This window comes from Amycolatopsis sp. cmx-11-12, from assembly GCF_046269425.1.
Classification (GTDB): domain Bacteria; phylum Actinomycetota; class Actinomycetes; order Mycobacteriales; family Pseudonocardiaceae; genus Amycolatopsis.
This window is the reverse complement of record NZ_JADNQM010000008.1, coordinates 236566-250333: the sequence shown is the minus strand read 5'-3', so window position 1 is coordinate 250333 and position 13768 is coordinate 236566. Positions and strand designations below refer to the sequence as shown.

Genomic DNA, 13768 nt, shown 5'->3' with positions numbered 1-13768 from the left:
CGCGACAGGTCACGGGAGGGCGCACGCTGGGCGAGGCTCGCCTACCGGTGCCAGTAGGACTCGATGATCCCCCACCGCTGGAAGTTGTGCCGCGCGTCGGCGAGCGCGTCGTGCTGGTCGTCCGGGGCCGCGGGGAGCTTCGGCTTGCCCGCGTCCTCCCAGCGTTGCCGCAGGTCACGGGTGAACCGCGGCAGCTGACGCGGCAGTGCGGGCATCGGACCCCACAGTTGCGCCAGCGCGACGTGGTCGTAGGCGGCGAACCAGGCCCACAGTTCGATCCCGCCGGGCGGCTTGCCGAAGAACTCGAGCAGGTCCGTACGGATCTTCTCGCGGCTGCGCCACGCCGGGTCGGCGGGCGACGGGAGTTTCGGGAGCACGTTGTCGCGGACCCAGGGGCCCGCCTTGCCGGGGTCGAAATCGGTCGAGACCGCGTAGAACTCGCGGCCTCTTTCGTCCACGACACCGATCGACACCAGGTCGATCGTCACGCCGTCCTCAATGAATTCGGTGTCGTAGAAAAAGCGCACCGGAGAACCCTAGTGGGCGCTCAGCCGACCTTGGTGTCCGGGATGCGGGCGACGTCCTGCGCGGACGGCTGGGCGGGCACCTTCGGGCGGATCCCGGCCTCTTCGGCGGCGAGCAGTTCCTTCGCCTTGGCGGCGTAGATGTCGACGTATTCCTGGCCGGAGAGCTCCATGAGCGCGTACATGATCTCGTCGGTGATGGACCGCTCGATGAAGCGGTCACCGGCGAGGCCCTCGTAGCGCGAGAAGTCGAGTGGCTTGCCGAAGCGGATTTCGAGGCGGCGCGGCCACCACATCTTCGAGCCGATCGGGTTGACCTTGTCGGTGCCGACCATGGCCACCGGGACCACCAGGCCGCCGGAGTCGAGCGCGATCCGGGCGACGCCGGTCTTGCCCTTGTACAGGCGGCCGTCCGGGGAGCGGGTGCCTTCGGGGTAGATGCCGAGGAGGTGGCCCTCGCGGACCAGGCGGGTCGCGGTGTCGAGCGCGGCCTGCGCCGCGTTGCCGCCGGAGCGGTCGATCGGGAACTGGCCGACGCCGGTGAAGAACCACTTCTTCAGCAGGCCCTTGAGGCCCTTCTCGGTGAAGTACTCCGATTTGGCCGGGAAGGTCACCTTGCGCTTGACCCGGAGCGGCATGAAGAAGGAATCCGCCACCGCCAGGTGGTTGCCCGCGAGGATCACGCCACCGTCGTCGGGGATGTTCTCCGCGCCGACGACCTTGGTGGGCCACAGCGCCTTGAGCAGTGGCCCGATAAACACGTGTTTCATGAGCCAGTACAGCACTGCGAAAACTCCTCCTAGCAGCTCAACCCCTGCGCCCGATGGTCAAGACTACGAATCGCGAACCCCCGGCACAACGAAGTCCACCCGGTTACCCGTACCCAGCGACGGATCTCACACCCGATCCGGCCCGATTCCGACAGCGGCCAGTGGCCCACAAGCAGCTCCGCTCGTGCGAACATAGGAGACCTACCCAGCTCTCACGGAAGGCGATCGCATGGCCGTCCTCGCCGGCGCGGAACCGTTCGCTCACACCGGTTCGACCGAAGCAGGGTTCCTGCTGTGCCACGGCTTCACCGGCACCCCCGCGAGTATGCGGGCTTGGGGCGATCATCTGGCCGAGGCCGGTTACACCGTGCGCTGCCCCTTGCTTCCCGGGCACGGCACCCGGTGGCAGGACATGAACCGGACAGGCTGGGAGGACTGGTACGGCGCGGTCCGTGAAGAACTCCTGGCACTTCTCTCCACGTGCGACTCGGTGTTCGTCGCCGGGTTGTCGATGGGTGGGACGCTGACCCTGCGGCTGGCCGAGGAGTTCGGCGACCGGATCGCCGGGGTCGTGCTCGTGAACCCCTCGATCATGCGCCGAGGGCTGGACACGAAGCTGCTGCCGCTCCTGGCGAACATGGTGCCGTCGGTGAAGGCGATCGCGAACGACATCGCGAAGCCGGGCGAGACCGAGCTGGCCTATCCCCGCACCCCGGTGCGCGCGGCCGCGAGCCTGGCGAGGCTGTGGGCCGTCGTCCGGCCGGAGCTGTCGAAGGTGACGCAGCCGGTGCTGCTGCTGCATTCGGCCGTCGACCACGTGGTGGAGCCGCTGAACTCGCGGATCATCCTCGACGGGATCGGCAGCGAGGACGTCACCGAGGTGGTGCTGGAAAACAGCTTCCACGTCGCCACCCAAGACCACGACGCGGGCCTGATCTTCACGCGTACGGTGGACTTCGCCCGGTCCGTGTGCCGGGAGGGACAGGTGGACGCCGGATGAGCAGAGGCAAGGACGGGCCGGAGGACGTCGACGCGACGTTCGCCGAGATCGTGGCCGACCTCCGTGCGGAGGGCGTCGGTCTGTTCCCGGAGGACGAACTCGAAAAACCCGCCGGGAAGGCCACCGAAAAGGCCGAGAAGGCTGAGAAGCCGTCGGAGAAGACACCGCGGCCCGAGACCTCGGAAGCCGAACCCGAACCGGGCTGGCGCGGCGGCGGCACCAGCTGGGACAAGACCCTCTTCGAGGACGCCCCGGCCGGGTCGAGCGACGACGAGGGCCATTTCGTGCCGCCCGAGCCGCCACCCCTGCCGCGTCCGCGCAAGGGCGCGTTCATCGTCCTGCTGTTCTTCCTGCTCGGCCTGCTGCTCCTGATCGCGCCCACCCTGATCGGCATGGGCACGCGGCTCGGCACGCCGCTCGGCATCCTCGCGCTGGCGACCGCGATCGCGCTGCTCCTGCTGCGGGTCCGCCAGGGGCCGCCGCCCGGCGCGGACCCGCACAACGGCGCCCAGGTCTGAGCTGTCGGACAATTCCGGACATGAAGATCGACTTCACTCCCTCGCGCCGGTCGACGGTCGGCGCGGAATGGGAACTCGCCCTCGTCGACCGGCGGACCGGTGAACTCTCCTCGGTCGCGGAGAAGGTGCTCGACGCCGTCCGGCCCGACGGCGAGGAGGAGCACCCCAAGATCAAGCAGGAGCTGCTGCTCAACACCATCGAGGTGATCAGCGGGATCTGCGACACGATCGCCGAGGTCAAGGCCGATCTGAACGAGTCGCTGGACGTCGTGCACTCGGTACTCGACCCGCTGGGTGTCGAGCTGTTCTCGGCCGGGTCGCATCCGTTCTCGACCTGGTACCGGCAGAAGGTCACCGACAAGGAGCGGTACGCCAAGCTCATCGACCGGACCCAGTGGTGGGGACGGCAGATGCTGATCTACGGCGTCCACGTGCACGTCGGCCTCGACCACCGCGACAAGGCCCTGCCGATCCTGGACGCGTTGCTCAACTACGCGCCGCACCTGCAAGCGCTTTCGGCGTCTTCGCCGTACTGGGGCGCGGAGGACACCGGGTACGCGTCGAACCGCGCGCTGATGTTCCAGCAGCTGCCGACCGCGGGCCTGCCGTTCCAGTTCCGGAAGTGGACCGAGCTGGAGAGCTACGTCGACGACATGTTCACCACGGGTGTGATCGACCACTTCTCCGAGATCCGCTGGGACGTCCGGCCCGCCCCGCATTTCGGGACGATCGAGATGCGGGTGTGTGACGGGCTGCCGACGCTGGAGGAGGTCGGCGCGATCTCGGCGCTGACCCAATGCCTGGTCGACGACTTCAGTGCGCGCCTCGACGACGGCGAGATCCTGCCGACGCTGCCACCGTGGCACGTCCAGGAGAACAAGTGGCGTGCGGCGCGCTACGGCGTCGACGCGATCGTCATCCTCGACGCCGCGGGCAACGAACGGCTCGTCACCGAAGACACCCTCGACCTGCTGAACCGGCTCGAACCGGTGGCCCGGCGGCTGGACTGCGTCGAGGAACTGCGGGGTGTGGAGACGATCCTGCGCTACGGGCCGAGCTACCTTCGTCAGCGCGCGGTGGCGCAGCAGCACAACGGGAGCCTTCGCGCCGTCGTCGCTTCGCTCATCTCGGAGATGCGAGAGGGAACGATCGCCCACCCCTAGCCCGCGTTTCGTCCTCTAGTTGCGGTAGTTCGACGTCGGAGTACCGCAACTAGAGGACTAGTTGCGGGGATCCAGGTGACCCAAAAGGGTGCCGGGGCCGAAGGTGGACGCGCCCAGGGCCTCGACGCGGGAGCGGAGTTCGCGGTCGGCGGTCACCACGACGACGTGGTCCTCCGGTCCCTCAGAACGGGCAGACCGGGCGACCGCGACGATCTGGGAGTCCCCGTCCGTCTCGGCGTCGACGACCTCGACACCGGGCACCGCCGCGACACCCCGCGCCTTGCCCTCGACGACCAGCACCACCTTCGGCCACCACGACCATTCCCCGCCGCCGGGCAGCGCCGGATCGGCGAACCCGGTCTCGGCCAGCGTCGCGAGCTTGTCTCGCAACCGTTCCGCCGCGCCGCGCCGGTCACGCCACCAGCCGTCCGGCCTCGACCCGACGACGTTCGCGCCGTCGACCACCAGTACCAGCCTGCGATCCAAGTGTTCCCTCAATCCCGGCCACGCCACCGCGAAGTCGCGGTGCAGCCGGAAATCCGCGACCTCGTCCGGGCGAACCCACCGCAGTTCCGCGCTCTCCGCGTTCTTCACCCTTGCCGAAAGCGTGCCGATCGGCGCGGCCAGGATCGTGGTGTAGCGCCAATTCCCGTGATCGACCCGTGACGCCGACAACGGCCGGACCCGGGCTGGCGGGACGTCGGCCTCCTCGTGTGCTTCGCGGGTGGCGGCCTCACGCGGGCTCTCCCCCGCCTCCACCGCTCCCCCTGGCAACGCCCACGTGCGCCCGTGATGCACCCACCACGCCCGGCGTTGCAGCAGGACACCGCGCGCGGGATCGGACAGCAGCAACCCGGCGGCACCGTTCAAACCCCAGTGGAGATGCCCGAAGTCGCATTTCACGAAGCCGTTGCCGTCCAGACGGGTCACGGCTTCAGCCTGTCACACCGACCTCGGCGCCGGGAGCCTTCGCCGCGTCGACGGCGAGTGCCGCGGCGCCGACGATGGCCGTGTCATCCCCGTGCTGGGCGGCGCGGATCCGGGCCAGCGGCCGGTGCCCGGCGCCGGTGATCTTGCCCGCGTAGTGCTCGCGCGCCTCGTCGAGGAACAGCGGCGCCGATTCGGACACCCCACCGCCGATCACGATGATCTCGGGATCGAAGACGTCCGCGACCAGCGCCAGCCCCTCGGCAAGCCACTTCGCCAATTCGGTCATCGCGCGCTGGGCGATCGGGTCACCGTCGCGGGCGGCACCGGCGACCCGGCGCCCGGTGACCGAGCCGGGGTCTCCCCTGGTCTCGCGCGCCAGCACGGTCGAGCGGCCAGGATGCCGCGCGAGCAGTTCCACCGCCGTCGCGGCCAAGGCCGTCCCGCTGCAATACCGCTCCCAGCAGCCGTACTTCCCGCACGGGCAGGCCCGTCCGCCGGGGACGACGGTCAGGTGCCCGAGTTCCGGCGCGACACCGTACGCGCCCCGGTAGATCTTGCCGTCGAGCAGCAGGCCCGCGCCGATCCCGGTACCGAGCGCGATCAGCGCGGCGACATGGGCGCCTCGCGCGGCGCCGAAGCGGTACTCGCCGATCGCGGCGGCGTTCACGTCGTGCTCGAGGGTGACGGGAAGGCCGACGCGCTTCTCGATCCGCTCCGCGACCGGCGCGGCCCGCCACGACAGATGCGGCGCGAACATCACCGTCCGCCGGTCGTTGGCGACGAACCCGGCGACCGCGAGCCCGACACCGGAGACCTCGTGCCGGTTGCGGAGGTCTTCGACGACCCCGGCGATGGCGTCTTCGAGCGCGTTCTCCTCGCCGGGCGTGCCGACCCTGGCGGTGTCCATCAGCGAGCCGTGCTCGTCCACCACGCCGGCGCGCACACTCGTGCCCCCGACGTCCACCCCTACCGTCAGCACTCAGTTCTCCCGGTCCGGCTGCCAAGCGTCGCGCCTGGTCACGGCGATGTGCTGGACCCGCGAAGCTCCCACCGGCGCATCTTCCCGCGCGGGCTCCTTCCGCGCTGGCTGGAACCCCGGCATATGCACCCCGCCCTCGGGTTCCCAGCGGTCCGCGAGCACCGCCCGCAGCAGCGCGACGAGTTGCGCGGCCTGCTCCATCAGCCGCGCCACGAACTCGGGCCGCTCACCGCGGAAGACCTCCACGATGGCGCAGAGCGGGCACCAGCCGGTGTCCCCACCGGACTCGTGTTCGGTACAGCCGTGCCCGGCGGAGATCAGACCCTCCAGCCAAGGCGCGGCGTGCTCGACGACCAGTTCGACCAGCAGCCGGATCTCTTCGGCCAGCTTCAGGCCGTCGGTCCGTGTGTGTTCGTCGTTCTCGCTCACCCGGGTCCCCGGTTCCCGGCCAGGCTCACGACCAGGCCGTGCGCGTCGGATTCCGCACCGGTGATCCGGCACGGGCGCAACATCTCCGGCAGCGCGATCAGCCGCCGGAAACCGTCCACGGTGACGGCGAGATCATCGTCCACTCTGGCCAGGTCCACTTCGGAATCCCGGTGCAACGGCACCGCGATCCGCAGCTGATAGCCACTGTCCGATTCGGACACTTCGAGCAGCGGGGTGACCCCTTTCCCGTTGCCGGTCAAGGGATCCAGGCCTTGGTAAAGCTCATACGCGATTTCCTGCAACGCCGCCAGCCCGACCGGCTCGACGGCGCGGTGCTCGACCGGTTTTACCGCTTCGGGCCCGAATCCGGCGTCGGCGAGTTCGGCGAGGACGATGTTCTGCTGCGTGCGGCGGGTCCGCATCCACGAGGCCGCGGCACCGCGCCAGAACCCGGGGGCGGGCATCAACCGGTTGACGATCAGGCCGTCGACCAGGATCCCGCGCAGGGCAAGGGAACTGAGCGTGCGGCGGGCTTCGGCGACGACGACGCGTTCCGGCGTCAGCACGAGCCGGACGGTGGTCGTCGCGGGATCGGTGAGCAGCGCGCGCAGCGACTCCAGATGCGCGCCGAGCCGCCGCACCGCGGCCGCCGTCCGCCGCGCGCCCGGTTTGAACATCCTCGTCAGGTACCCGGAAACCGCTTCGGGCAAGGCCAGCAGGCGCAGCGTTTCCGCGGTCGGGCCGCAGTCGACGACGACCGTCTCCCAGGGACCGTGCTCGGCGAGGCGCTGGACTTCGGTGAGGGCGAGGAGTTCGTCCACGCCGGGGACCACGGTCAGCTCTTCGGCGTCGAGTGAGTCGAGACCCGCCCCCGCGAGCGCGGTCTGGAGTTCCTGCCGGAGTTCGCGCCAAGTGCTGTCGACGAGACTGCGGGAATCGATCTGGGCGGCGTGGAGAAGCGTGTCCACTTCGGACGGTTCGACACCGAGCGTGCGGCCGAAGGCGTCGCCGAGGGAATGCGCGGGATCGGTCGAGACCACGAGCGTCTTCCTGCCCCGGCCCGCCAGTGCGGCGGCCGTCGCGGCGGCCAGCGTGGTCTTGCCGACACCCCCCTTGCCGGTGAAAAGCAGGATCCGCATGCCTACCCTTCGACTCAGGACGCTTCAGCGCGCTTCTTGAGCTCCTTGAGCGCGGTGTCCATGACCATCTTCTCGGCCTTGCGGCGCAGCAGCCCGATCATCGGCAGCGCCAGCTCGACGGACAGCGTATACGTCACCTTGGTGCGGCCGGCGGCCAGCGCTTCGAGGGCGTAGCGGCCGTTCTGGGCCTTCTGCATCTGCCCCTTGACCAGGTGCCAGCTGACTCCCTGGCCGTCGGCGTCCCAGTCGTACTCAAGGGTGTAGACGTCCTTGATGGGTCCGGCGTCGAGGGTGAGTTTCACCTGCTTGGCGCGGCCCTTGTCGTCCTCGCCGAGCACCTCGGTCTCCCGGACGGCCTTGGCCCATTCCGGGTACGCGGGAAAGTCGGCGATGACGGCCATGACCCGCTCGGGCTCGGCGTCGACCTCGATGGATTGCGTGGACTGCTCGGCCATGGTCCAAACTGTAGCCGCAGCCGAGGGTCACCAGCGCAGCACGTACGGCTGTGCCGTCTCCTTGAAGTGACCGACGTTACGGCATTCGGTCCTGCCGAGCCTCGTCCGCGCGGTCAGCGGCTGGTGGACGTGCCCGAAGACCGACCAGCGCGGCCGCTGCTCGCGGATGAGGTCCACCAGGGCCGCCGACCCGATCTCGGACCGCCGCGCGATCACGTCGTAGGTCAGTTCCGGGATGGCAGGCGGGATGTGGGTGCACAGGACGTCGACGTTCTCCAGCGCGCTCACCGCGACGTCGTACTCCTCGCGGGTGCGCAGGTACGGCCGCCAGAAGCCGTTGCGGCGCGGGACCACGTTCGGCGGGAGCAGCGCGCCACCGACGAACCCGAAGCGCAAGCCGCCGAACTCGGCGACCTCGCCGTCGAGGACCTGGATGCCGTCGCCGGCGAATTCGGGCCACAACGACGGGTCGTCGACGTTGCCGGGGGTCGCGAACGTCGGCGCGGTGAGGGCGCCGAACAGGATGGCGTACTGGTCTTGGATCGCGTCGCCGACGGCGGCCGCCGGATCGGCCAAAGTGGCCCACAACGATCGCGAGAAGGCAACGGTCTCATCACGAGTGCCCTCACGCCGCAGCCGTGCGAACTCGCCGACCTTCTCCGCGCCGAACAGCGCGCCCATGATGCCTTTGTCGTGCTCGCGGTAGTCGACGAAGTCCAGCAGGTCGCCGAGGACGATCAACGCGTCGGCGCCGTCACCCGCGCGTTTGAGCGCGTCGGCGTTGCCGTGCACGTCCGACACCACGTGAACCCGCATGCTCTCCCCTGTGTTCGCCAGCGACTAGTCGGCGTGCGGCCCTACTCCAGGTTCGCGCCCGTCCTCCAGGACTTCCTTGAGCCCGAGCGCGATCGCCTTGGCGGCACGGGCCCTGCGGTCGAACTCCCGCCGCAGGTCCCGGGGTTCCAGCGCACGCGGTTCCCCGTCCGGACCGGCGGGAGTGGCACGCAGGAAGTAGTGCAGCAAAGTGCCGTCGAGCACCGGCTCGAGCCAGACCTCCATGGTACCGATCAAGGCGCCTCGCACGGTCCAGCGCAGTCCTTGGTCCCCGCGGTCGGTGTAGACCTCGAGAACGAGGTCCGGCCAGTAACGTGACCAAGATCGCGGATCGGCGAAGGCGGCGGCCACCGTGGAGGGCGGGACCACGAGGAAGGTCTCGTCAACGATGTCGAGAGCTGGCGGAGCCTGGTTCACACGCGGCAGAATGTCATGCCCTGGGTATGGCCGATTCGTCAGCATGGTCTTAAGGTGCACGGCACGCTAAGTTGACTGGCGGGTAACACCGGTCACACCACTTGCACGCGAACACGGAGGTTCCTCGTGCGCGAATACAGCGCCCCCGCCGCCAATCCGGTGACCGACGACGAGAATCTCGCCGACGTCGTCTGGGCGAACGCGGAGCGGTTCTCCGATGTCGTGAGTTTCCGCCGCCAGGTCGACGGTACCTGGTTGGACATCACCGCCAAAGACTTCGCCGCCCAGGTTCTCGCCGTCGCCAAGGGAATGGCACAGGCGGGCATCGCACCGGGCGACCGGATCGGGCTCATGTCCAAGACCCGCTACGAATGGACCCTGATCGACTTCGCGATCTGGGCCGCCGGCGCGGTCACCGTCCCGATCTACGACACCTCCTCGGCCGAGCAGGTCCACTGGATCCTTTCGGACTCGGCGGCGAAGGGCGTGTTCGTCGAGACGGACGAACACCTCGCGACGCTGGAAAGCGTCAAGGGACGCCTCGACACGCTGGAGCACACCTGGCAGATCGAGGCCGCCACTCCCGCCGTCGACGACCTCACCGCCCAGGGCGCCGAGCTGAGCGACGACGACCTCCACGAGCGCCGCCGCACGGTGAAGGCGGGCGACCTGGCCACGATCGTGTACACGTCGGGCACGACCGGCCGTCCCAAGGGCGTCGAGCTGACCCACCGGAACCTCTTGGCCGAGATCCGCGCCGACATCGCCGCGTTCCCTCAGCTGATGGAGCAGGGCAACTCGCTGCTGGTGTTCTTGCCGCTCGCGCACGTTCTCGCCCGCGCCATCGCGGTGACGGCGCTCAGCGCGCGCGTGACCCTCGGGCACACCTCGGACGTCAAGAACCTCGTCGCCGACCTCGGCACCTTCCGGCCGACCTTCGTCGTCGCCGTGCCGCGCGTGTTCGAAAAGGTCTACAACGGTGCGAAGCAGAAGGCCCACGGTGACGGCAAGGGCAAGATCTTCGACGCCGCCGAAGCCACCGCGGTCGCCTACAGCCAGGCTCAGGACACCGGCGGCGCCGGGCTGGGCCTGAAGATCAAGCACGCGCTGTTCGACAAGCTCGTCTTCAGCAAGCTGCGCGCGGCGCTGGGCGGCCGGTGTGTCGCGGCGGTGTCCGGCGGTGCCCCGCTCGGGGTGCGGCTGGCGCACTTCTTCCGCGGCATCGGCGTCCCGGTGTTCGAGGGCTACGGCCTGACCGAGACGTCCGCGGCGGCCTGCGTCGGCACCCAGGACGGGTTCCGCGTCGGCACCGTCGGACGGCCGGTCGCCGGTACCTCGGTGCGGATCGCCGACGACGGCGAGATCCTGCTGAAGGGTGACGTCGTGTTCGGGGGGTACTTCAACAACCCCGAGGCGACCGCGGAGTCGCTGGAGGACGGCTGGTTCCACACCGGCGACCTCGGCGAACTCGACCGCGACGGGTTCCTGAAGATCACCGGGCGCAAGAAGGAGATCATCGTGACCGCGGGCGGCAAGAACGTCGCCCCGTCCGGTCTCGAGGACACCATCAAGGCCAGCCCGCTGGTCAGCCAGGCGATGGTCGTCGGCGACCAGCGGCCGTTCATCGGCGCGCTGATCACCATCGACGAGGAGTACTTCCCGTCGTGGAAGTCGCAGCACAACAAGCCCGCCGATGCCTCCGTATCCGATCTGGCCGATGACGCCGAACTGCGCGCCGAGGTCCAGCAGGCCGTCGATCAGGCCAACAGCGCGGTTTCGCAGGCCGAGGCGATCAAGAAGTTCACGATCCTCACGAGGGACTTCACCGAGGCAGGCGGCGAGATCACGCCGAGCCTCAAACTGAAGCGCAACATCGTGAACAAGAACTACGCGAACGACATCGAAGCCCTGTACAAGAAGTAGCTTCGTCAGTACGTGAAGGCCTCCTTCCCTACCTTCAGAGTAGGGGGCCCCGGCAAAGTCGAGATCTTGCAGGTCAGGCGACTATTCGCCGCCTGCGTGAGGCTGACGATGAAGGAATTGGGACGTTGAATGTCCCCATTCCTTCACCGTCACGGGTCACACCGGTTGCGGAGCCCCCTGAGCGGGGAGGATTCCGGACGTTCAACGTCCGGAATCCTCCCCGCTCGACCCTTGCGGGCACTAGCGATATCAAGCCCGGATCACCAAGAGCAGCGCTGACCAGCAACTCTGCGACTTTGCCGGGACCCTGCGTCTAGCGCAAGGACGGGGGCCATCACGTACTTGAGAGTGCAGTGAGCGGGCAGGCCGCGCCGCTGACTGCGTGTTCCCAAGGTCGCATTTGAGACGCTCAGCGACCCAAATGCGACATTGGGAACATCGAGGTGAGCCGCGGGAGGGGGCCTTCACGCGCGATCGCAAGTAGGTGACTAATTGCGGGGGATCTTGGCGTCCCACTCGATGTGGTGCTGGTAAAGCCAGTTCCGCCTCTCGTCCGACGTCGTCCCCGACGACACCGCGGCGCTGCTGGCCACCAGCTTCTCCACCCGCGCCCGCCGCAACCGCTCGTAGGCCGCGAAAGCCGTTGGCGCGTCAGGAAGATCCCGTAAACACTGCGCCAGCACGACACTGTCCTCCAGCGCCATCGACGCCCCCTGCCCGGCCGCGGGCGAAGCCGCGTGTGCCGCGTCCCCGACGAGCACCATCGACGACGTGAACCACACCGGCGTCGAAGGTACGTCGTAAGAGTGACCGCCGAAGACGTCGTCGCCGGTCGATTGGATGATCTCCGCGGCAGGCAACGGTTCCCCGTCGAAAGCGGCGAAGGCCGCCGAGCGCCACTCAGCCGCCGACAGGCCGCTCCGCACACCTTCAGCGGTGGGAAGCCGCGCGAACCAGTACGTCGAGCCGTCCGGGGCGCTCGTGTAGCCGAAGAAGGCGTGCAGGCTCTGGATCATCCGATAGAGCGACGGCGCCTGCGGGACGCTCGTGTCGGTCGTGTAGCCGTAGACGACGTCCAGTCCCGTCGAGCGCGGCGGCGGGCACGAAGGGTCGATGAGGTTCCGGACCACCGACCGCAGGCCGTCGGCACCGATCAGGATGTCACCTTCGGCGACAGACCCGTCCTCGAACCGCGCGGTGACACCCGGCGACGCCGAAACCAGCCGCTTCCCTCGTTCGAAGGTGATCCCCCGCGAGATCGCTTCCTCTTGCAGCACGCGATAAAACGCCGCACGAGTCAAGGTGCGCGGTCCGGCGAGGCCGTCGAGGTCGAACGAACGCCGCTCGACGGTCCGGCCGTCCGGCGTCACCAGTTCCAGGCCGTCGGCGGCGAACGAGTTCTCGACGACCGGCCCTTCGGCATCGATGGCGCGCAGGGCGTCCATGCCGTTGTGCATGATCGTCAGGAACGCGCCCGCGTCCTCACCGCCGGTCGGGTACGCCTCGTGGACACTCGCCTCGATTCCGGCCCGCTGCAACGCCATCGCGGTCACCGTGCCCGAGATGCCGCCGCCGATGATCACAGCCTTCACCGCGAACCCCCTGTCGTGTCGCCGTCACCCGACGGTACCGGCAACGGCGACACGACAGCAGGGTCACGCGCCGCCGCTGGCGACGATGTCGCCGTTCACTCCCTTGGGGAAGAACCCGCCCTCCTTCACCGACCCTGGGTTCAGGTAGACGACGTTCAGCACCCTGTCGGCGCTCCGGCCGAAGCAGATGCCGTTGTTGTCGGTGGGCACGATGTTGGCCTGGTTGCCCAGCACGATGCCCTGATCGTCGTCGCCCGGACCGTCGAGGGCGTCGCGGGCGTTGGAGATCTTGGCGGCCGCGTCGCCGAGGTCCCGGTCGAACAGTGACGTCCGGATGGTGGCGGCGTGGTAGGCCTCGGCGGCCAGGATGCCCGCGGCCGCGTCCAGGAACGTCTTGTTGGTGATCAACGGCGCGGCGCCCTTGTAGGCCGTCACGCCGACGTCCTCGAACAGGAACGCCGCGAGCAGGAAGTTCTTCTCGTTGGCGAAGGGGTCGAACTGCTGGTACTCGCTGATCAACCCGGCCGCCCGCGCGGCCGCGGTGAAGCTGTCCTTGAGGTCGATCTCCGGCCTCGACACCGCGGCCTCGCCCAAGGCACCACGCAGGAACTTGACGTGCGCGACCTCGTCGCCCGCGATCTCCTTCGCGAACTGGTGCAGGGCCTTGTCGTGGAACATCACCTTCTTGCCACCCGCCACCCCGCCCTGGGTGCCGGCGCCGCCGGTGAGGTCGTCCGGCAGCCCGCGGCCGTAGACGGCGAAGGAGTAGAACTCGGCTTCGAGATACTCCAGGTTGAGCGCGAAGTTGAGCACGGCCGCGTCACTGGGAGCGGCGGCTTCGGCGGCCGCTTCACCGGTGGCCGAAGCGCTCGAGGTGGCCTGCACCCCGAGGTAGGTCGCGCCGACGACACCGAGCCCCGCCGCGCCGGCGGCCTTCAAGAACCGGCGGCGATCCGTGCGGTTCTCGGCACTACGCGAAATCAGGGTACGAACGAACGGCTTTCCGAACACGAGTGGTTCCTCTCGTCCTTGCGGTGTACACCCACCCACTCGGACGTTCGGAACCACCCGTGACCCGGATTGGAAAAGATCTCG

The 13768-nt window shown here is 68.8% G+C and carries 15 protein-coding genes; 4 read left to right on the top strand and 11 right to left on the bottom strand.

Going from position 1 to position 13768, the window contains the following annotated elements:
* Positions 1-41: 41 nt before the first annotated feature.
* The gene (locus ACLARN_RS14130; RefSeq protein ID WP_093938026.1) at positions 42-527 is read right to left on the bottom strand and encodes a polyadenylate-specific 3'-exoribonuclease AS; all 486 of its coding nucleotides are present in this window, start codon (positions 525-527) and stop codon (positions 42-44) included.
* A gap of 20 nt (positions 528-547) precedes the next feature.
* Positions 548-1309: a lysophospholipid acyltransferase family protein gene (locus ACLARN_RS14125; RefSeq protein WP_076154653.1), complete on the bottom strand. Its 762-nt coding sequence runs from the start codon at positions 1307-1309 to the stop codon at positions 548-550.
* A gap of 214 nt (positions 1310-1523) precedes the next feature.
* Between ACLARN_RS14125 and ACLARN_RS14120 the strand changes: the two genes are divergently transcribed.
* Genes ACLARN_RS14120 through ACLARN_RS14110 form a run of 3 tightly spaced genes read left to right on the top strand, consistent with a single transcriptional unit; the run spans position 1524 to position 3975 of the window.
* A complete protein-coding gene (locus ACLARN_RS14120) occupies positions 1524-2294 on the top strand; it encodes an alpha/beta hydrolase (RefSeq protein ID WP_409491820.1) in 771 nt (256 codons plus the stop codon).
* Positions 2291-2812 (top strand): hypothetical protein, encoded by a 522-nt coding sequence (locus ACLARN_RS14115; RefSeq protein WP_409491819.1) that lies wholly within the window; start codon positions 2291-2293, stop codon positions 2810-2812. Before ACLARN_RS14120 ends, ACLARN_RS14115 begins: the two co-directional genes overlap by 4 nt.
* Before the next feature lie 20 nt (positions 2813-2832).
* A complete protein-coding gene (locus tag ACLARN_RS14110) occupies positions 2833-3975 on the top strand; it encodes a glutamate--cysteine ligase (RefSeq protein ID WP_409491818.1) in 1143 nt (380 codons plus the stop codon).
* A gap of 57 nt (positions 3976-4032) precedes the next feature.
* Here ACLARN_RS14110 and ACLARN_RS14105 read toward each other — a convergent pair whose 3' ends face one another.
* The 7 genes from ACLARN_RS14105 to ACLARN_RS14075 are packed head-to-tail and all read right to left on the bottom strand — an operon-like array spanning position 4033 to position 9158.
* Positions 4033-4905 (bottom strand): NUDIX domain-containing protein, encoded by an 873-nt coding sequence (locus ACLARN_RS14105; protein WP_409491817.1) that lies wholly within the window; start codon positions 4903-4905, stop codon positions 4033-4035.
* A 4-nt stretch (positions 4906-4909) separates the two neighbouring features.
* Positions 4910-5869, bottom strand: a complete 960-nt coding sequence (locus tag ACLARN_RS14100; RefSeq protein ID WP_409491894.1) for an ROK family protein — start codon at positions 5867-5869, stop codon at positions 4910-4912.
* A gap of 15 nt (positions 5870-5884) precedes the next feature.
* Positions 5885-6313, bottom strand: coding sequence for a hypothetical protein (locus ACLARN_RS14095; protein ID WP_409491816.1), 429 nt, complete (start codon positions 6311-6313; stop codon positions 5885-5887).
* A complete protein-coding gene (locus tag ACLARN_RS14090) occupies positions 6310-7452 on the bottom strand; it encodes an ArsA family ATPase (protein ID WP_409491815.1) in 1143 nt (380 codons plus the stop codon). The genes ACLARN_RS14095 and ACLARN_RS14090 overlap by 4 nt, the downstream gene beginning before the upstream one ends.
* A gap of 14 nt (positions 7453-7466) precedes the next feature.
* Entirely contained in the window at positions 7467-7907 is a 441-nt protein-coding gene (locus ACLARN_RS14085; RefSeq protein WP_409491814.1) for an SRPBCC family protein, read from the bottom strand.
* A gap of 27 nt (positions 7908-7934) precedes the next feature.
* Positions 7935-8723: a metallophosphoesterase gene (locus tag ACLARN_RS14080; protein ID WP_409491813.1), complete on the bottom strand. Its 789-nt coding sequence runs from the start codon at positions 8721-8723 to the stop codon at positions 7935-7937.
* Positions 8724-8747: 24 nt separating this feature from the next.
* On the bottom strand, positions 8748-9158 hold the full coding sequence (locus ACLARN_RS14075; RefSeq protein WP_409491812.1) for a polyketide cyclase / dehydrase and lipid transport: 411 nt from the start codon (positions 9156-9158) through the stop codon (positions 8748-8750).
* A gap of 126 nt (positions 9159-9284) precedes the next feature.
* Between ACLARN_RS14075 and ACLARN_RS14070 the strand changes: the two genes are divergently transcribed.
* A complete protein-coding gene (locus ACLARN_RS14070) occupies positions 9285-11081 on the top strand; it encodes an AMP-dependent synthetase/ligase (protein WP_409491811.1) in 1797 nt (598 codons plus the stop codon).
* 488 nt (positions 11082-11569) lie between these two features.
* Here ACLARN_RS14070 and ACLARN_RS14065 read toward each other — a convergent pair whose 3' ends face one another.
* The gene (locus ACLARN_RS14065; protein WP_409491810.1) at positions 11570-12673 is read right to left on the bottom strand and encodes an FAD-dependent oxidoreductase; all 1104 of its coding nucleotides are present in this window, start codon (positions 12671-12673) and stop codon (positions 11570-11572) included.
* A gap of 63 nt (positions 12674-12736) precedes the next feature.
* Positions 12737-13684, bottom strand: coding sequence for a ferritin-like domain-containing protein (locus tag ACLARN_RS14060; RefSeq protein ID WP_409491809.1), 948 nt, complete (start codon positions 13682-13684; stop codon positions 12737-12739).
* Positions 13685-13768 lie beyond the last annotated feature (84 nt).